The following is a 17,950-nucleotide window of genomic DNA, read 5'->3' as shown; positions in this document are numbered from 1 at the left end:
GCGGCTTACTGCGCGGCCAGCTTCGTCACGGTCTCGCCCAGGCCCTCGCCCGGAAGCTCGGCCACGAAGATGCGTGCCGCCAGATCCTCCAGATCCGCGCGCAGGTTGTCCAGCACCGCTTCGAACCAGGTCAGCGCGGCAGAGGCCGGGATCGCCACGGCCATGCCGGCGGCGGTCGTCAGCAGCGCTTCCCAGATCCCGCCCGCCAGCATCGAGGGATCGGCCCGGCTGCCCGCTTCCTGCAGCGCCTGGAAGGCAGAGATCATGCCCATCACCGTACCCAGCAGACCCAGCAGGGGCGCGATGGTGGAAATCAGCTCCAGCGCACGCAGCGCCGTCCCCTGGGAGGCCAGCAGGCGCCGTGCCACGCGGCTCGTTTCCTCGCGCGCGGCGTCTTCGGACAGGGACAGCCGGGCGCGCATCGCCGCCAGCGTCAGGCGCGAGCGCAGGCCCTTGCGGCCCTCGACGATCGACAGGGCGATACCTGCCTCGCCGTTTTCCCAGGCGATGGCCGCGCGGGCGGACATGCGGCGGGACCAGGCCCCGGCCAGCACCAGCCGCCAGATCTTCCAAAGGATCAGGGCCACGGTGACAACCGACAGCGCCGCGATGGCCCAGATCGCCGGGCCGCCGTTCACCAGAAATTCCATCGACCGGTCATAGGCGCCCGCCAGGCCCGCGCGCTCCGGCTCTGCCGGGATCGCAACGGGGGTCGCTTCGGGCAGCGGTGCGCCAGTGGTGTCGGATGCCGTGGCATCGGGCGCCGTGGAATCGGTCGCCGTGGCGTCAGTGCCGGTCGTCGCAGTCTCGGTCGCCTCGGTTTCGGCGGTTTCCGTCGCAACGGTCGGTGCCGTGGTCTGATCCAGCTCGGGCGCGCTGTCGGTGCCCGGAAGGGTCAGATCGCTGTCCGTCCCCGTGCTGCCGGTTGCGGGGCTGCCCATCTCGGGGGCCAGCGTATCCCCCACCACCGGGCTCGCATCCTGTGCCTGCAGCGCGCTCCCCGCGAGGGCCGCGATCAGGACCCCTGCCTGCCATGCCTGCCGAATTGCCATATCGCATCTCCTTCCGCGCCGGGAACGTCCCGGTTCGCCGGGTCCGCGTGGCGGGACCGATCGTCCGCCACGTCCTGCTGGCCGTTGCTTCAGACCTGGCCCGTTCGGGGGAGGTCGCGCAAGGGGCTGGCTTCAGGGGCCGGGATTAAGATAACCAAGAATAACTGTCAACATTTGCCGCTGACCAGCAAACCGCGGGCCAAGCGGCCCTGCGGGGTCACACCAGGACCACCGGGCGGCCGTCCATGCGCGAAATCTCGGCATCGGTGCCGAAGACATTGCTCAGCAGGTCTTCGGTCACCACGTCTTCGGCCGGGCCGGCTGCGGCGATTCGCCCGTCATGCAGCGCCACGATCCGGTCCGCGAAACGCGCGGCGTAGTTGATGTCGTGCAGCACGATCACGATGGTCTTGCCGTCCTCGTCCGCCATGGTCCGCAGCTGCCGCATCAGCCCGCGCGCCCCGGCGATGTCCAGGTTGTTCAGCGGTTCGTCCAGCAGCAGGAAATCGGTGTCCTGGGCAAAGGCCATGGCGACCAGCGCGCGCTGGCGCTGCCCGCCCGACACCTCGTCCAGGAAGCGGTGCCGCATCGGGCCCAGTCCAAAGCGTTCGATGGCGCTTTCGACGATGGCGTGATCGGCCTTCCCGGGCCGCCCCCGGTGCCAGGGATAGCGGCCGAAGCCCACCAGCTCCTCCACCCGCAGCCGGGCAGAGACATGGGTCGATTGCGCCATGATCGCCAGGTGCTGCGCCAGCTCGCGGTCGCAGACCTCTCCGATCTTCAGACCGTCGACCTCGATCTCCCCCTGCTTCAGGGGCATCAGCCGGGCGATCAGCGACAGCAGGGTCGACTTGCCCGCCCCGTTGGGCCCGATCAGCGCCGTGATGCCGCCCTTGGGGATCTCCAACGAGATGTCGTGCAGGATCTGCGTCCCGCCGATGTGATGGCTGACATTGCGAACCCGGATCATACCGCTTTCCTTTTCAGCAGGAGGAACAGGAACAACGCCCCGCCGACCGCCTCGATCACGACAGAGATCGGGGTCGCAAGCGACAGCAGGCGTTCCATGATGGTCTGGCCACCGACCAGGATGATGCACCCGATCAGCGCGGCCGAAGGCAGCAGCACCGCGTGCCGCTCCGTGGGGGTGATGACATGGGCCAGGGCGCTGACGATCAGACCGAAGAAGGCCGCCATGGGCCCCACCAGCGCAGTGGCCGCAGCCACCAGCACGCAGATCAGCACCAGCGCCTGCGCCTGGCCCCGGCGCGGCGGCTCCCCCAGCGACAGCGCGGCCGCCTCGCCCAGGCCCAGCACGTCCAGCCGGAACCGCATCCGCCAGGCAAGCCACAGCGCCGGCACGGTGACCACGGCGGTGATCGGCAGCAGCGCGTCATCCACGGTGTTGAACCGCGCATAGGTGACCGAGGAAACGACGGAGAATTCGACCGGGTCGATCAGCCGCTGCAGGAACTCCGTCCCCGACCGCATCAGCACGCCGAAGATCAGCCCGGTCAGCACCAGTCGCATCATCTCTCCGCGTGCGCCCTTCAGCAGCAGCAGGAACAGGCCCAGCCCCAGCACCGACATCAGCCCGACGTTCAGCGCGAAAAGACCCAGCACCGGCAGCTTGACGTAGGTTTCGCTGCCAAGCGCATGCACCAGCACCGTCAGGATCATGATGTAGAGCGAATCGAACCCCATCACCGAGGGCGTCAGGATGCGGTTCATCGTGATGGTCTGGAACAGCACGGTCGCCGTCGACAGGCAGATCGCCACCAGCAGCATCGCCGCCAGCTTCTCCGCCCGGAACGGCAGGATGAAGCTCCACGGCCCCTTCACCCCGAGGAAGAGCCAGACCGCGCAGGCCAGGGCCAGCACCAGGAAAAGGGGGATCAGCCGCCTAGCCACGGCGCGGCTCACTGTAGAGCAGGAACAGGAAGATCCCCGCGCCCGCGACCCCCACTAGGGTGGAGACGGGGATCTCGTAAGGGGCACGCAGGACGCGGCCCAGGATATCGGCCACCAGCACCAGCGCGGCCCCCGACAGGGCGGCGACCGGGATCGCCTGGCGCAGGTTGTCGCCCATGCGGCGGGCGACCAGGTTGGGCACGATCAGCCCGACGAAGGGGATGGCCCCGACGGTGACGACGACCATCGCGGTGGTGACCGACACGGCGACCAGGCCAAGGGCCGTGACCACGCGCACGTTCACGCCCAGGCCCCGCGCGGCGTCCTCGCCCAGGCTCAGCACCGTGATGCGATCGGCGATGAACCAGGTGGCGCCCGCGGCAATGCCCGCGATCCACAAAAGCTCGTACCGGCCGGCCAGCACGCCCGAAAGCTCCCCGTTGAGCCAGGTGCCGATGAACTGCAGCATATCGGCCTGGAAGGCCACGAAGGTCACCAGGGCAGAAATAAGCCCGCCGTAGACCAGCGCCACCAGCGGCACCAGCAGCGGCTGGGTCGGTGGCAACGGCCGCAGGATCAGCAGCAGCCCGGCGGATCCCAGCAGCGTGGTGAAGGCGGCGATGCCCATCTTGGCCCAGATGGCCGCGGCCGGAAATATGAAGGATGCGATGAGAATGCCGAGGGCGGCGCTCTGCCCGGCGCCCGCCGTCATCGGCTCGACAAAGCGGTTGCGGGTCAGGATCTGCATGATCTGCCCCGTCACCGCCAGCGCCCCGCCGGCCAGCATCGCGGCCAGGGTGCGCGGCAGGCGGCTGATCAGCAGCAGCCGCTGGCTCTCCGGGTCGTGGAAGAAGTCGGTCAGCCCGACCGGCACGGCCCCGAGGAAAAGCGAAAGAATGGCGAGGGGCCCCAGCGAAACCAGGGCCCACATGGCTAGGGAAGGTTTCAGCTGTCTTGTCCTTCCAGCCCGTCGATGACGGATTGCAGCGTGTCGATGATCGAATGGTACCCGCCGGTGGAGATGTACATCTCCGCCGCCGGAACGAAGATCACCTGGCCGTTCTTCCAGGCGTTGGTGCCATGGACCAGCTCGTTGTCCAGCGTGTCATGGCCGCTCTGCGCATCGCTCTGGATGGCAGCGGCACGGTCGACGACGATCAGCGTGTCGGGGTTGGCCTCCGCGATGAACTCGAAGGACACCGCCTCGCCATGGGTGGCCACGTCCAGGCCCTCGACGGCCTGCGGCCAGTCCAGCGCATCATGCAGCCAGCCAAAGCGGGAGCCCGCGCCGTAGGCGGCGACCTTCGGCCCGTTGGTCAGCACGATCAGGGCCTTGCCGCCCTTGTCCGCAACGGCGGCCTTCGCCTCTTCCAGCTTGGCGTTGATATCGGCCTCCAGCGCGGCGGCCTTTTCCGGCTCGCCGAACATCTCGCCATAGGCCTCGATGCGTGCCAGCCCGTCGGCAATCGCATCGGTGGACATGGACATGTTCGCGACCGGCGCCAGCTTTTCCAGGTCCGGCTGCTGCTTGACGGACCGGGCGCCGACGATCACCAGGTCGGGCTGCATCGCCGCCAGGGTCTCGTAGTCGGGCTCGAACAGGCTGCCGACCGAAGGCACATCCGCCAGCGGCCCCTTCAGGCTCTCGATGTAGATCGGGGCCGGCACGCCCGCGGGCACATGGCCCATGGCGACCAGCGTGTCGATGGCGCCGAAGTCGAAGGCGGCGATCGTCTGCGGCGTGCCGTCCAGCTCCAGCGCGCCATCGGCGGTCTGCAGCGAAACGGGTTCGGCCAGGGCGGCGACGGGAAGGACGGCGGCAGGCGCCATCAGGGCAGCGCCCAGCAGGGTGCGGGACAAAACGGTTCCGAAACGGGTCATCGTGGCAATCTCCAGGGCCAGGGGTCCGGTGGAATGGGGCTTTCGCTCCCGCCGCTGGCTTGTCCTGCCTCGCTGCCGCGATGGCTTTGGGATGGCTGTCGGCATGGCATCCGGGCTAGCCCGTTGTGTCGCGAGGGTCAAGAAGATACCTTAGTGAAACAATCGGACAAGGATCAGCCCATGCCAACCGCCCGTGCCCACTACGCCACCGCCCATGGCTCCAAGTACCTGCAACAGCTCTGCAAGCACTTTGCCCACAAGGTCGAGGTAGACTTCACGCCAGAGGAAGGCCGCGCCGCCCTGCCCCCGGGCCCTGCGCTGCTGAAGGCCGACCCCGAGGGGCTTCACATGCACGTGAGCGCCGCCGACCCCGAGGGGCTGGAGCGTGCCAAGCACATCGTGGAGATCCACCTGGTGAAATTCGCCTTCCGCGAAAAGCTTGAAAAGCTGGACTGGGAAACCGCCTGAGTCGTCCCGTCGCGGGGGCGTTCAGCTTCGCAGGCGGCAAAGGGCGGCATGGCAGGACCGCGGGGATGAGGGCACGGCGGGATAAATCCCGCCCTACGCCGTAGGGTGGATGCCAATCCACCATTCCACGCCAGACCAGTCACCCGGGCACAGAAAGGCGGGATCTCCCCGCCGCCAATCCCATCAAACGACCGCCCCCTCACCTCCGCCGCAACGAAGGCACGTAGGGTGGATGCCAATCCACCAAAGCCCCCGAAGCCCCCAAACACGCCCACGCCCATCGAAAACACCCGACCTGCGCCGCAGCGCCCGGCTCAGAACGCCTTGAAGGTCAGCGTCGTCAGCGTCCGTTCGATCCCGGGAATGCCCTTGAAGCATTCATCGACGAAAAGCCCCACGTCCGCGTCGTCAGGCGGGTAGACCTTCAGCAGCAGGTCGAATTCCCCGGAGGTGGAATAAAGCTCGGAGTGAAACTCCCGCAGGACAAGCTCCTGCGCCACTTCGTAGGTGGTCCCGGGCTTGCAGCGCAGCTGGATGATGAGCGGGGTCGACATGGTGCTTCCTTTCGGTCTCCTCCGCCGCAATCTGCGCCGCCCGGCGCCCGGTTGCAAGGTGCCGCGCGGCCGGATAGCACAGGCCCGTAGGGCGGGGTTCACCCCGCCATCCGGCGCACCGGCCAACGTTTCCGCAATGGTGGATTTCATCCACCCTACACCTGCCTGCACGCCACCCCGCGCACCGCCGTAGGGTGGATGCCAATCCACCATGCCCGGTCCGACCAACCCTGCGCCCCTTACAGGTGCAGCCACCGCTCCTTCACCCCGTCCGCATCCGCGATCAACGCCTCATTGCTGCCGGTCCAGACCACCTGCCCCTTCTCCAGCACGTAATGGCGATCGGCAAACCGGCTCAGCGCATCGGCGTTCTTGTCGATGACGAGGATCGCCGCTCCCTCGTCCCTGATCCGGCGCAGGCAGGCCCAGATCTCTTCCCGGATCAGCGGCGCCAGCCCCTCCGTCGCCTCGTCCAGGACCACCAGCCGCGGGTTCGTCATCAGCGCGCGCCCCACGGCCAGCATCTGCTGCTCCCCGCCCGACAGCTGGTCGCCCATGTTCCGCCGCCGCTCCTTCAGGCGCGGGAACAGATCCCACACCGCCTGCAGCGACCACGGCCCACCCCGCCGCGCGGTCGCCACCAGGTTCTCCTCCACCGTCAGGTTCGGGAAGACCTGCCGCCCCTCGGGCACCAGCCCCAGACCTGCCCGCGCCACCCTGTGCGGCCCCGCGCCCGTCATGTCGCGCCCGTCGATCTGCACCAGGCCGCCGCGCGCGGGCAGCAACCCGAACAGGGTCGAAACCGTCGTCGTCTTGCCCATGCCGTTCTTGCCCATCAGCGTCACGACCTCTCCGGCGCCCACCTCCAGGTCCACGCCGAAGAGCACCTGCGCCTCGCCATATCCCGCCTCCAGCGCCTCGATCCGCAGCATCACGCCTCCTCCCCCAGGTAGGCCGCCCGCACCGCCGGATCCGCGCGAACCGCCCCGGGCGTGCCCGTGGCGGCAATCGCGCCGTAGACCAGCACCGAAATCCGGTCGGCCAGTTGAAAGACCGCATCCATGTCGTGTTCGATCAGCACGATGGTCAGCCGTCCCTTCAACCGCTGCATCAGCCCCACCAGCCGCTCCGCCTCCTGCCCGCCGGTGCCGGCCAGCGGCTCGTCCAGCAACAGCAGCCGCGGCCGGATGGCCAGCGCCACCGCCAGCTCCAGCTGGCGCTGCTCGCCATGGGACAGCGCCCCGGCGCGGCGCCCCGCCCGGTCGGCCAACCCGACCTCCGCCAAAGCCGCCATGGCCTGATCGTTCAGCGCCCGCTCCGCCCCGGCCCGACCCCAGAACCGGAAGGACGACCCCGACCGCGCCTGCACCGCCAGCGCCACGTTCTCCAACACCGTCATCCCCGGCAGCAGCGCGGTGATCTGGAACGACCGCGCCAGCCCGCGCCGCACGCGTGCCGCCATGTCCAGCCGCGTGATGTCCTCACCTGCATAGACCACCTCCCCCGCATCGGGCCGGAGCTGCCCTGACAGCTGCGAGATCAGCGTCGTCTTGCCCGCTCCGTTCGGCCCGATGATCGCATGCAGCTCCCCCTCGGCCACCGACAGGTCCACCCCGTCCGTCACCGCCAGCGCGCCGAAATTCTTGCGCAGCCCCCGGACTTCCAGCACGTCAGTCACGGCCCACCCCCAGCTTCTTCGCCAGCCCCGTCAGCCCCTCGGGGGAGAAGAGCACCACCAGCACCAGCGCCAGCCCGAAGCCCAGCCGCCAGTGCTCCGAAAACGCCGCCAGCAGCTCTTCCAGCCCGACGGCCACCAGCGCCCCGGCCACGGCCCCGGTCAGCGTCCCGATCCCGCCGAAGACCAGCATCACGATCAGCTCGCCCGAGCGGTGCCAGCCCATGTAGGCGGGCGACACGTATTGCGTCAGGTTCGCCAGCAGCACGCCCGCCACCGAACACAGGCAGGCCGCGATCACATAGGCCGCCAGCTGATACCGGAAGGGCCGGAACCCGATCGCCTGCATCCGCAGCGCATTCTCCCGCGTGCCGATCAGGACCCGGCCGAACCGCGCCCCGGTCAGCCGGTAAAGCCCGGCGAAGATCAGCACCAGCGCCCCCAGAATGACGTAGTAAAGCGCCATGTCCCCTTCCAGCGGGACGCCCAGCAGGCTCGACCTTGCAGGCAGCGACACCCCGTCGTCCCCGCCAAGCGAGCTTTGCGCGACGAAGAAGAAATAGGCCATCTGCGCGAAGGCCAGGGTGATCATGATGAAGTAGACGCCCCGCGTCCGCAGGCTGATCGCGCCGGTCACGGCCGCAAAGACCGCCGACATCGCCATACCCAGCCCCACCTGCACCAGCAGGTCAGACACGCCCCAGCGTTGGCCAAGCGCCACCGCATAGGCCCCAAGGCCCAGGTAGGCAGCATGGCCGAAGCTGACCATGGCGCCGTAGCCCAGGATCAGGTCCAGCGACAGCGCGGCAATGGCAAAGACCAGCATCCGGCTCGCGATCACCACCAGGAACGGATCCCCAAGCGCCAGCGCCACCGGCGGCAGCAGCGCCATGGTGACGAAGATCGCCAACGCCGCTTTCAAACGCCCGCTCATTTCGCCCCCTTCCGGCCGAAAAGCCCGGTGGGCGACCAGAACAGCACCGCCGCCATCAGCAGGTAGACCAGCATCGGCGCCAGCATCCGCCCCGTCTGCGACGCTGCCGCCGGGTCCATCACCAGCTTCAGCCAGATCGGGCCGAAGACCCGGCCCACCGTGTCCACGACACCCACAAGGATCGCCGCCAGGAACGCGCCCCGGATCGACCCCACGCCGCCGATGACGATGACCACGAAGGTCAGGATCAGGATGCTTTCCCCCATGCCCGGATCGACCGACAGGATCGGCGCCACGATGGCCCCGGCAAAGCCCGCCAGCATCGCCCCGAAGGCGAAAACCAGCATGAAGAGGCGGGAGATATCGACGCCAAGCGCCGCCACCATCGGTCGGTTGCTCGCCCCCGCCCGCAGCAGCATCCCCGCCCGCGTGTGGTTGATCAGCACCCAGAGGCCCAGCGCCGAAGCCAGCCCCGCCGCGATCACCGCGATCCGGTAGACCGGGTATTTCAGCGGCCCCGCCAGCGGCACCGATCCCGATAGCAGCGCCGGCATGTCGACGTTCAGCGGCGCGGAGCCCCAGAGGATCTTCACCCCCTCCGACAGCATCAGGATCAGCCCGAAGGTCGCCAGCACCTGATCCAGATGCGACCGGTCATAAAGCCTTCGGAACACCAGGAATTCCAGCACCAGCCCGAAGACCAGCGTCGCGGGCAGCGCCAGCAGCAGGCCGAACCAGTAGCTCCCCGTCATCCCGGCGAAGCTCGCCATCAGGTAGGCGCCCACCATGTAGAGGACACCATGCGCCAGGTTGATGAAATCCATGATCCCGAAGACCAGCGTCAGCCCGGCGGCGACGAGGAACAGCAGGATACCGAACTGCGCGCCGTTCAGCAGCTGCAGCAGGAACAGGTTGAACACGGGGGAATTCTCCGAAAACCTTGGGGCCGGACCATGCCCGGCCCCGCTTCAGCCCAGCCCGGGGCTTACATCTTGCACTGGTCGACGTAGGCGTCGGCGTAGTCTTCCCAGACGGTCTCGACCACCTGGGTCTGGTACTTGCCATCCTCGCGCTTCACCGCTTCCGCAAGGTAGAAGTTTTGCACCGGGAAATGGTTGGAGGAGAAGCTGAAGTCGCCCCGGACCGAGGTGAAATCGGCCTCTTCCAGCGCCGCGCGCAGGGCGTCCATGTCGGTCACGTTGCCGACCGATCGCACCGCGCTGTCGATCAGCATCACCGCGTCATAGGCCGAAGCGGCGTAAAGCGCGGGCACGTAATCGTACTTCGCCTCGAAGGCTGCCACGAAGTCCTTGGATGCCGGGATGTCGAGCGAGGGCGACCAGTTGGTCCCCGACAACATGCCGAGGGCCGCATCCTGTTCGGCCGGCAGCGTGGTTTCATCCACGGTGAAGGCTGTCATCAGCGGGATGCTCTTCAGCCCGGCCTGATCGTATTGCTTGACGAAGTTCACGCCCATGCCGCCCGGCAGGAAGGCATAGATGGCAGAGGGCTGCATCGCCGCGATCTGCGCCAGCTCGGCGGAATAGTCGAGCTGCCCCAGCGGCACGTAAAGCTCGCTCGTGACGGCGCCATCGAACACCGACTTGAACCCGTTCAGGCTGTCCTTCCCGGCCTGGTAGTTCGGCGCCAGGATGAAGGCATCCCCGATACCCTCGTCGTTCATGTGCTTGGCGATGACCGTGGGCATCTGGTCGTTCTGGTAGGCCGCGACGAAGAGGTTCGGCAGGCAGCCTTCCCCGGCATAGACCGACGGCCCCGCGTTCGGGCTGATGAGGAAGGCCTTTTCGGTCACCGGCGCGGCGATGGCGCCCATGACGTTGGAAAAGATCGGGCCGATGACGAACTGCACGCCGTCGCGCTCCACCAGCTCGCGCGCCTTCTGGGCGGCCACGTCGGGCTTGCCCTCGGCATCGACGACGATCACCTCGGTCTCCATGCCGCCGACCATGCCCAGCTGTTCCGCCGCCAGCAGAGCGGCATCGCGGGCATGTTCGCCCAGCACGGCGGGCGGGCCGGAGGTGGTGGTCAGGATGCCGATCTTCAGGGTCTCGGCGGCGGCCATCGCGGGCGCCATGGCGGCGGCCATGGCCGAGGAAATCATCAGCGCTGCGGCCAGCTTGGTGCGGTTCATCTCTGTCTCCCGTTGGGGGGCTCGGGGCCCCGGGCGAAGTTGATCTTCGCCTCTCCAACCGGATCAAAACGGGCCGGGGCCGCTCTGGCAAGCGGTTTCTCCCCCATCCCTGTCGCGGGATCAGTCGCGGCCCAGGAAGGCCTCCACAAGCGGCGAGGCCGCATCGAACAGCCCCTCGACCACGTCGAAATGGTTCCGCCCGTTCTCGAAAAGCCGCACCAGCCGGGGCGAACGCCCGGCCCAGGCTTCGGCCATCAGCGCGGTCTGGCGGATCAGCTCCGGCCGCTCCTCGCCACCGGCCCAGAGGATCACCCGGGGCCCCGGCACCGCAGGCGCCAGCAGCGCCGGGCTCTCGGCCTGTGCCTCCGCCGCGTCGATGCCCAGCACCGCGTTCATCGGGCTCAGCCGCAGGGGCCGCAGGTCATGCAGGCCGGAAATGGAAACCACACGTTCCACCCGCGACAGGACCTCCGCCGGCAGCGGGCTGTCGGCGCAGGCCAGCCGCATCGCCAGGTGCCCGCCCGCGGAATGGCCCGCGATGCGGATCGGCCCCTCGACCTTATCCGCCGCCAGCGTCACCGCACGCGCCACCTCCTGCACCATCTCGCCCAGCCGGGCCTCCGGCGCCAGGGTGTAGGACGGCACCGCCATGGCCCAGCCCCGCGCAAGCGCGCCCGCCGCCATGTGCGACCAGTCGTCCTTCGAAAGCTTCTGCCAGTAGCCGCCATGCAGGAAGACCGAAAGGCCCTTCGGCTCGTCGCAACTGGGCCAGAAGATATCCATCACCTGCCGCGTGCCCGTCCCGTAGGCCAGGTCGAATTCCGCGTTGGAGGCATTCTCGCGGAAGGCCGCGGCCTCCTCGCTGCCGGCGCGGATCATCTCCGCCGCCTGCGCCACATGGGCCATGTTGTCGAAGGCATCGGCCCAGTTGATTCCACAGTCGAGGCTGCTGTCGATGCCGCCGCCCGCCAGCGGCCCCTGCCCTGCAGGCACACCCTCCAGGGGCCCGGTCTGCGCGCCCGAAGGCGCCTCTTGCGATGATTTCACCGTGGATGTCTTCGCCATGCCCGCCCGGCCCCTTTGCGACTCTTTTGCGAAGACTTAGGCCCTGTGCCGGGGATGTAAACCACGCCCCGGCGACATTGGCCAAGACGCCGCCGAAGGGGTCACCCGCGCGCCACGGCCCGATCCGGCGGAGCCATGGCGCGGCTTTGCGGGGTCCGGCAGGTCACTCTGCCGGCAGGGCATTGGCCGCAGCGGCATTTTCCAGATCCGGGCGGCCGTCGGCCCCGGTCCAGCGGGCATGGATGGCGCGCCAGCGAGTGATCACCTCTGCCGGGCTGTCTTCCTCGGGGCTGGTAAACAGCCAGTTGTCCAGCGGCTGGGAACTGGCCCAGATCAGCAGCGGCGCGATCAGCATCGGCCCGCCCACCGGCAACAGCCACAGCGTCAGCTCCGGCGCGATCCACCAGACCACGCCCAGCCCCGCGGCGCCGATCAGGCTGATCCAGCCACCGGCGGCGACGCTTTCGCCCAGGGTCAGGCGCCCCTCGCCCCGCTGGTTGGCCGGCCAGCCGCCATCGGCCCCCGACAGCACCTGCAGCACGGCCTTCGACTGATAGGCCAGCTGCAGCGGCGCCAGCACCGAAGACAGCAGCAGTTCCGCCACCATCGACGGCGCGGCACGCCAACCGCCAAAGCCCCGCGCGGCCCGGCCACTGGCCAGCGCCTCCAGCAGGATGGCGAACTTGGGCAGCACCAGAAGGCCCAGCACCCCGATGCCAAGCGCGATGATCTGCCGGGTCCGATCATCGGGGAAGACGGGGAACAGCTGGTGCGGATCGGGGAAGTAATCGGGCAGCGGCGCCCAGATCACCGCAGCGATGGAGGCCAGCAGGAACAGCCCCCAGACCAGCGACACCAGGTAGGCAAAGATGCCCTGAAGGAAGGTGAAGCGCGACCAGGGATGCAGGCCCGGCGCCGTCAGCAGGCGGATATGCTGCAGGTTGCCCTGGCACCAACGGCGGTCGCGACGCGCGAAGGACAGCAGGTTGTCGGGCCCTTCCTCGAAGGATCCGGGGATCGTCTCGTCCAGCGTCACGCGCCAGCCCGCCCGCGCCAGAAGCGCCGCCTCGACGTAGTCGTGGGACAGGATATGCCCGCCAAACGGCGGTCTTCCCTTCAGCGGCGGCAGGGCGCAGCTTTCGGCGAAGGCCCGGATGCGGATCATCGCATTGTGGCCCCAGAAGGGCCCGGTGCGGCCCTGCATCCGCGCCAGCCCCCGTGCGAAGACCGGCGAGAAGAACGCGGCGGAAAATTGCAGCGCCCGGCCAAAGACCGACCGCGCGGAATGGATGTTGGGCAGGGTCTGCAGAAGGCCCAGGTCGGGCTCCGCGCGCATCCTCTCCAGCATGCGCGCGATGGCCTCGCCCTCCATCAGGCTGTCGGCATCCAGCACCAGCGCGTAATCCCAGGCCCCGCCCGAACGGCGGATGAAATCCTCCACGTTGCCGGCCTTGCGGCCCCGGCCATCCTCGCGGACGCGGTAGAAGATGCGCCCCTCGCCGCCGGTTTCCCGGATCAGCCTGGCAAAGGCCGCGCGCTCGGCCTTGTTGTTCTCAGGATCGCGGGTGTCGGACAGGACGGCCACGTCGGCCTCCACGCCCGCCGCCTTCAGCGACACATCCATCGCCGCGATGCGCGAAAAGGTGGCGACCGGATCCTCGTTGCAGATCGGCACCAGCAGGACCAGGTCCGGGCGCGCGCCTTCGGGCCGCATCTGCGGGTCGTTCCCGGCCGCGGTCATCTGCTGCGGCGTCAGCTGCGGGCGGGCACGCCCCAGCCCGGGCAGCAAGCCCACCAGCGCCTGCGCCGCACCCCAGGCCAGCCAGGCCGTGGTCACGCAGACCAGCAGGCTGCGCAGCACGTCCAGCAGGCCGAAGCCATCGGCCATCGCCGCCTCGGCCATGAAGCCGGTGGCGATCAGCGCCGCAAGGGCGGCAAACCCCACTGCGACCACGCGGGTCACCCGCGTTGCGGTCGTGACCTCGTACAGGTCGCGGGACGGGTCGGGGCGCTTCGGCAGCGGTCCGGTCTGGCTCATGTCAGCCTCAGGCCGCGAAGGACCGGCCAAGGACGCGGGCCAGGCCGCGCGCCTCCCGGCTGTCCCGTTCCAGTTGCTGACGCGGCATCGCAAGCGGTGCCTCCGGCGGGGCCCACTGCATCGCGGCTGCCCGCGTCTCGGCCTCCTGCGATGCCGGGGCGGCAGCCTCGACGGCCCCCGGGACACCTGCCTGACCAGATTGCATTGCGGTTTCGGTCATCACGTTCTGTGTCATGCTTCTTTCACCCATTGATAGGCCCATGTCTCGCTCAGCACCTGGCCAAAGCCTTCCATGTGCGCAGTGATTTCAACGATATGGTCGCCGGGGCTCTGCACCTCGATCACCATCCGCCAGGTGGAGGTGCCCTCTATCCGGCTCAGCACCACCTCGACAAGATCGCCCCCCGCGACCTCCACTTCAGGAGAAACATCCGCATCCGCAGGAAGTTCCCTCAACAATCCGCCTTCGAAGTCGATCACGAATTTTCGGCGATCCTTTGCCGGTTCCGTGCCCGCAACACCGCCGTGGCCGGACATGGTCCGCGCCGCGATGGCCACCCGCTCGGCGCTTTCGCCCGGCCCTTCGCCCCACTCCATGTCGTAGGCCAGGCTGATTTCCTGGCCCTTCTTGAACCCGCCGTCAGGCACCCAGAAGGCAACGATGTTGTCGTTGGTTTCCAGCTCCGACGGGATCTCCACCAGGCGCAGCTTTCCCTTGCCCCAGTCGCCGCGCGGCCGGATCATCAGCGAGGGGCGCTTGTCGTAATGCGCCTCCGCATCCAGGTAGTCGTCGAAATCGCGCGACCGCTGCACCAGGCCGAAGCCGCGCGGGTTCTCCGCCTCGAAATAACTGTTGGCCAGCCGTCCCGGGTTCTTCAGCGGGCGCCAGATGCGCTGGCCGTTGGCCTCCACCAGCAAGGCCTCGCTGTCGTGCACCGCGGGGCGGTAATCGTCGTAACCGCCGCGATCGGCAGGCCCGTACAGGAACATCGAGGTCAGCGGCGCGATACCCAGCTGCTCCACGTCCTGGCGCAGGAACAGGTGCGTCTCCACCCGCATGACCGTCGGATCGCCCGGCGTGATGACAAAGCGGAAGGCGCCGGTGACGCTCTTGCTCGACAGCGCGGCGCAGACCGTGACCGAGGGCGCATGCGCGCCCGGCCGTTCCAGCCAGAAGGCCTCGAACCGGGGGAACTCCTCCCCCGCCGCCAGCCCGGTGTTCACCGCCAGCCCGCGCGCCGACAGCCCGTAGCGGTTGCCCCGCCCCAGGGCGCGGAAATAGCTCGCCCCCAGGAAGGCCACCACCTCGTCGAACAGATCTGCCCGGTTCATAGGAGAGGTCAGCCGGAACCCCGCCACCCCCGGCATCGTCCTGTGCTCGGGCACATCGACCTTCACCGGCGCGTGGTACAGGAAATCATCGGTGCCAAAGCTCATCGGCACCGCCTGCCCCTGCTGCACCTCGAACAGTTCCACCGGCTCCTTGAACAGCCAGCCAAGGTGGAAGGCGTTGACGTGGAACCGCCCGTTATCCTCCAGCCAGGGCGCGCGTTCGGGGTTGAACTGGATGCGCTGGTAGGCGTCGTAATCCAGCGCGGTAAAGAACCCCTCGGCCGCCTGCGGCGCCTTCCAGGCCTCGCCCGCGCGCTGCCGCATCGTCTCCACCAGGGCGTCGAAGCTGAACGGGCTGGAGGCCGGCGTCTGCGCCTCGGCCGGGCCGGTGCCCTGCGCCGCACCCGCATCCGTTGCCGCCTCGGGCGCCGCATCCTGGGCGCGCGCCATCAGGGGCAGACCGGCGCTCAGCACGGCGGTGGATCCGGCCAGCAGGCCAAGAAGGCGCCTGCGCTCAGGCGAAACGGGCACCGCGACTGAAACGGTGCGGGCAGTGGTACTGTTCGACAGCATGTAGAATCCCTTGATCAAACCTCGGTCCCGTCGGTCCCCCGGAACCTCGCCAGAACTCTGGCGCGTTCGGCGCTATTGGCAATCGGGGGGGCCGGGCCCCGGCCAAGACTTGCCGGAACCTCTGTGCGGCAACGCAGAAAAGCCGCCGATAGTTCAATCGTGTTCATTGGAGGAGGAGGAAGTCAGGGCAGAAGGCAGAATTAACCCTTGGATAGCAGGTAGTTGCAGCTCGGCAATTTACCGCCAACCGGGCCACCTGCGCCAGATGATTCGAAAGGGATCGCACTTGTCATGAGCCAAAAAGCGCCGACGGTTTCCGCGGCGCGGCAAAAAACATTCGGCACCGGCGGGTCTTCGCCGCCGCGCTGGCAAGGCACCGCCCATCCCTGCGGCCAAGTGGCTCATATCGCCGGGTTTTCCGCAGGGCCCCGAGTTGCCCCCTCCTGGCCCCCGAACTGGCCCCGCCCGGGGGCCACAGCCCCGGCACCGCCGCATGAAAAAGGCGCGACCCCGGGGGATCGCGCCGTCTGTCTTTGCAGTCAGGTCCTGGCAGTCAGATCTTTGCGGTCAGGCCGCGCGCCCGGGGCGCGCGCGCGGCGGCAGCCCGGCTCAGACCAGGCCTTCGGCCTTGGCCCAGTCATAGGTCCGGTCGATGGCCCGGGTCATGCGTGCGATGACCTCGCCCACCTGCGCCTCGGTGATGATCAGCGGCGGGCACAGCGCCATCGTGTCACCCACGGCACGGCTGATCAGCCCCTCTTCGGCTGCGAAGTCGGCACATTTGGCGCCCACCTTGGCCTTGGGATCAAAGGCCGATGCGGCGGTCTTGCCCGCCACCAGCTCGATCCCCGCGATCAGGCCGGTGCCGCGCACCTCGCCCACCAGCGGGTGATCGTCAAACGCCGCATGCAGCCCGCCGATGAAGGCCTCTTCCAGCGCCGCCGCATTGGCGACCAGGCCCTTCTCCTCGATGATCTTCAGGTTCTCCAGCCCCACGGCGGTGGCAACGGGGTGGCCCGAACCGGTGTAGCCGTGACCGAAGGTGCCCAGTTTCTCCGAATTGTCGGCGATGGCGCCATAGACGGCATCGCTCACCATGATCGCGGCCAGCGGCATGTAGGAGGAGCTGATCTGCTTCGACAGCACCAGGATGTCGGGCTGGAAGCCGAACTTCTCGCAGGCAAAGGTCGTGCCGCAGCGCCCGAAGCCGCAGATCACCTCGTCCGCGACCAGCAGGATGTCATTCTTCTTGCAGATCTCGGCGACACCTTCCCAGTACCCGGCGGGCGGCACCATGACGCCACCGGCGCCCATGACCGGCTCCCCGATGAAGGCACCGATGGTATCCGCGCCCTCGGCCGCGATCACCTCCTCCAGCTCCTTCAGCAGGCGCGCGGTGAAGTCTGCCTCGCTCTCGCCCTCCTCGGCGAAACGCCAGTAATGCGGCGTGGTCACATGGGTGACGGGGATCGCCGGCAGGTCGAAATCCTTGTGGTTGCCCGGCAGCCCGGTGAGAGAGCCGGAGGCCACCGTGATCCCGTGATAGGCCTTGTTGCGGGCGATGAACTTCTTCTTCTCCGGGCGGCCCAGGGCGTTGTTCAGGAACCAGACCATCTTGATGACGGTATCGTTGGCCTCGGACCCGGAGTTGGTGAAGAAGCAGTGGTTCAGGTCGCCCGGGGTCATCTCCGCCAGCTTCTCGGCCAGGCGGATCGACGGCTCATGCGCCTTGTGGGCGAAGGTATGGTAGTAGGGCAGCAGATCCATCTGCTTCATCGCCGCCTCTTTCAGGCGCGGTTCGGAAAAGCCCACGGCGACGGACCACAGCCCGGCCATGCCCTCGATGTATTCCTTGCCCTTGTCGTCGTAGACATGCACGCCCTCGCCCCGGGCGATGATCATCGGGCCCTGTTTCTCATGCGCGCGCATGTTGGTGTAGGGGTGCATGGAGTGGGCGATGTCCGCCGCGACCAGCGAGTTCGAAATCTCGTTCATGGGGCTGTTCCCTTTCCTGGGTGTCTCTGATGTCTGGCGCCGGTGCGGCAGCATGGGCCACGACCCTCCGGCAGGTCCTGGCGCTCATTATATTGAGCACTCCAGCCGATGGAAGGGCCCGTTCGGCGCCGGCTTCACGAAAGTCACGGGACCACTCTGCCACCGCCCATATGAACGGCAACCCCCGAATTTACGGCCCCGCGGCGTGCGCATTCGCACGCCGACCCGGCGCAACCGGGCGTTCCGGCGCCCTGCCGCACGCTCCGTTAACCTGCGCAAATTCCATCCGCTGCACCGCCGCAATACCGACGCAATACCGA

The 17,950-nt window shown here is 68.2% G+C and carries 17 protein-coding genes; 1 reads left to right on the top strand and 16 read right to left on the bottom strand.

What is annotated here, in order from left to right; translation table 11 throughout:
• Window positions 1-5 precede the first annotated feature (5 nt).
• The 5 genes from AC2IR1_RS06080 to AC2IR1_RS06060 form a co-directional block, all read right to left on the bottom strand.
• On the bottom strand, window positions 6-1,052 hold the full coding sequence (locus AC2IR1_RS06080; protein ID WP_486475390.1) for a MotA/TolQ/ExbB proton channel family protein: 1,047 nt from the start codon (window positions 1,050-1,052) through the stop codon (window positions 6-8).
• A 217-nt stretch (window positions 1,053-1,269) separates the two neighbouring features.
• Entirely contained in the window at window positions 1,270-2,022 is a 753-nt protein-coding gene (locus tag AC2IR1_RS06075; protein ID WP_486475389.1) for an iron ABC transporter ATP-binding protein, read from the bottom strand.
• Window positions 2,019-2,963: an iron chelate uptake ABC transporter family permease subunit gene (locus tag AC2IR1_RS06070; protein ID WP_486475388.1), complete on the bottom strand. Its 945-nt coding sequence runs from the start codon at window positions 2,961-2,963 to the stop codon at window positions 2,019-2,021. Before AC2IR1_RS06070 ends, AC2IR1_RS06075 begins: the two co-directional genes overlap by 4 nt.
• Complete coding sequence (locus AC2IR1_RS06065; protein ID WP_486475387.1) at window positions 2,956-3,894, bottom strand: ABC transporter permease; 939 nt, start codon at window positions 3,892-3,894, stop codon at window positions 2,956-2,958. The genes AC2IR1_RS06070 and AC2IR1_RS06065 overlap by 8 nt, the downstream gene beginning before the upstream one ends.
• A gap of 14 nt (window positions 3,895-3,908) precedes the next feature.
• Complete coding sequence (locus tag AC2IR1_RS06060) at window positions 3,909-4,844, bottom strand: siderophore ABC transporter substrate-binding protein (RefSeq protein WP_486475386.1); 936 nt, start codon at window positions 4,842-4,844, stop codon at window positions 3,909-3,911.
• Window positions 4,845-5,024: 180 nt separating this feature from the next.
• On the opposite strand from AC2IR1_RS06060, the gene AC2IR1_RS06055 reads away from it, so the two are divergent.
• Window positions 5,025-5,312 carry a DUF2218 domain-containing protein gene (locus tag AC2IR1_RS06055; RefSeq protein ID WP_486475385.1) on the top strand — a complete coding sequence of 96 codons (288 nt, stop codon included), beginning with the start codon at window positions 5,025-5,027 and terminating at the stop codon, window positions 5,310-5,312.
• A gap of 314 nt (window positions 5,313-5,626) precedes the next feature.
• Here AC2IR1_RS06055 and AC2IR1_RS06050 read toward each other — a convergent pair whose 3' ends face one another.
• The 11 genes from AC2IR1_RS06050 to AC2IR1_RS06000 all read right to left on the bottom strand — a co-directional run bounded on the left by AC2IR1_RS06050 (window position 5,627) and on the right by AC2IR1_RS06000 (window position 17,630).
• On the bottom strand, window positions 5,627-5,866 hold the full coding sequence (locus AC2IR1_RS06050) for an Lrp/AsnC ligand binding domain-containing protein (RefSeq protein WP_486475384.1): 240 nt from the start codon (window positions 5,864-5,866) through the stop codon (window positions 5,627-5,629).
• 239 nt (window positions 5,867-6,105) lie between these two features.
• Entirely contained in the window at window positions 6,106-6,798 is a 693-nt protein-coding gene (locus tag AC2IR1_RS06045) for an ABC transporter ATP-binding protein (protein ID WP_486475383.1), read from the bottom strand.
• The gene (locus AC2IR1_RS06040) at window positions 6,798-7,544 is read right to left on the bottom strand and encodes an ABC transporter ATP-binding protein (protein WP_486475382.1); all 747 of its coding nucleotides are present in this window, start codon (window positions 7,542-7,544) and stop codon (window positions 6,798-6,800) included. Before AC2IR1_RS06040 ends, AC2IR1_RS06045 begins: the two co-directional genes overlap by 1 nt.
• Window positions 7,537-8,475 (bottom strand): branched-chain amino acid ABC transporter permease, encoded by a 939-nt coding sequence (locus AC2IR1_RS06035; protein WP_486475381.1) that lies wholly within the window; start codon window positions 8,473-8,475, stop codon window positions 7,537-7,539. Before AC2IR1_RS06035 ends, AC2IR1_RS06040 begins: the two co-directional genes overlap by 8 nt.
• Window positions 8,472-9,395 carry a branched-chain amino acid ABC transporter permease gene (locus AC2IR1_RS06030; RefSeq protein ID WP_486475380.1) on the bottom strand — a complete coding sequence of 308 codons (924 nt, stop codon included), beginning with the start codon at window positions 9,393-9,395 and terminating at the stop codon, window positions 8,472-8,474. Before AC2IR1_RS06030 ends, AC2IR1_RS06035 begins: the two co-directional genes overlap by 4 nt.
• A gap of 65 nt (window positions 9,396-9,460) precedes the next feature.
• The gene (locus AC2IR1_RS06025) at window positions 9,461-10,627 is read right to left on the bottom strand and encodes an ABC transporter substrate-binding protein (protein ID WP_486475379.1); all 1,167 of its coding nucleotides are present in this window, start codon (window positions 10,625-10,627) and stop codon (window positions 9,461-9,463) included.
• Between the two features lie 120 nt (window positions 10,628-10,747).
• Complete coding sequence (locus AC2IR1_RS06020; protein WP_486475378.1) at window positions 10,748-11,692, bottom strand: alpha/beta hydrolase; 945 nt, start codon at window positions 11,690-11,692, stop codon at window positions 10,748-10,750.
• Window positions 11,693-11,855: 163 nt separating this feature from the next.
• Window positions 11,856-13,730 (bottom strand): glucans biosynthesis glucosyltransferase MdoH, encoded by a 1,875-nt coding sequence (mdoH, locus tag AC2IR1_RS06015; RefSeq protein ID WP_486475377.1) that lies wholly within the window; start codon window positions 13,728-13,730, stop codon window positions 11,856-11,858.
• 7 nt (window positions 13,731-13,737) lie between these two features.
• Window positions 13,738-13,965, bottom strand: coding sequence for a hypothetical protein (locus AC2IR1_RS06010; protein WP_486475376.1), 228 nt, complete (start codon window positions 13,963-13,965; stop codon window positions 13,738-13,740).
• A complete protein-coding gene (locus AC2IR1_RS06005) occupies window positions 13,962-15,635 on the bottom strand; it encodes an OpgD/OpgG family glucan biosynthesis protein (protein ID WP_486476375.1) in 1,674 nt (557 codons plus the stop codon). Before AC2IR1_RS06005 ends, AC2IR1_RS06010 begins: the two co-directional genes overlap by 4 nt.
• 609 nt (window positions 15,636-16,244) lie before the next feature.
• Window positions 16,245-17,630 (bottom strand): aspartate aminotransferase family protein, encoded by a 1,386-nt coding sequence (locus AC2IR1_RS06000; protein WP_486475375.1) that lies wholly within the window; start codon window positions 17,628-17,630, stop codon window positions 16,245-16,247.
• Window positions 17,631-17,950: the final 320 nt, after the last annotated feature.

The sequence above is a fragment of the Pseudooceanicola sp. NS-SX8 genome, from assembly GCF_057380755.1.
Note: the sequence above shows the minus strand (reverse complement) of the source record. Positions and strands in the feature narration are given on the sequence as shown.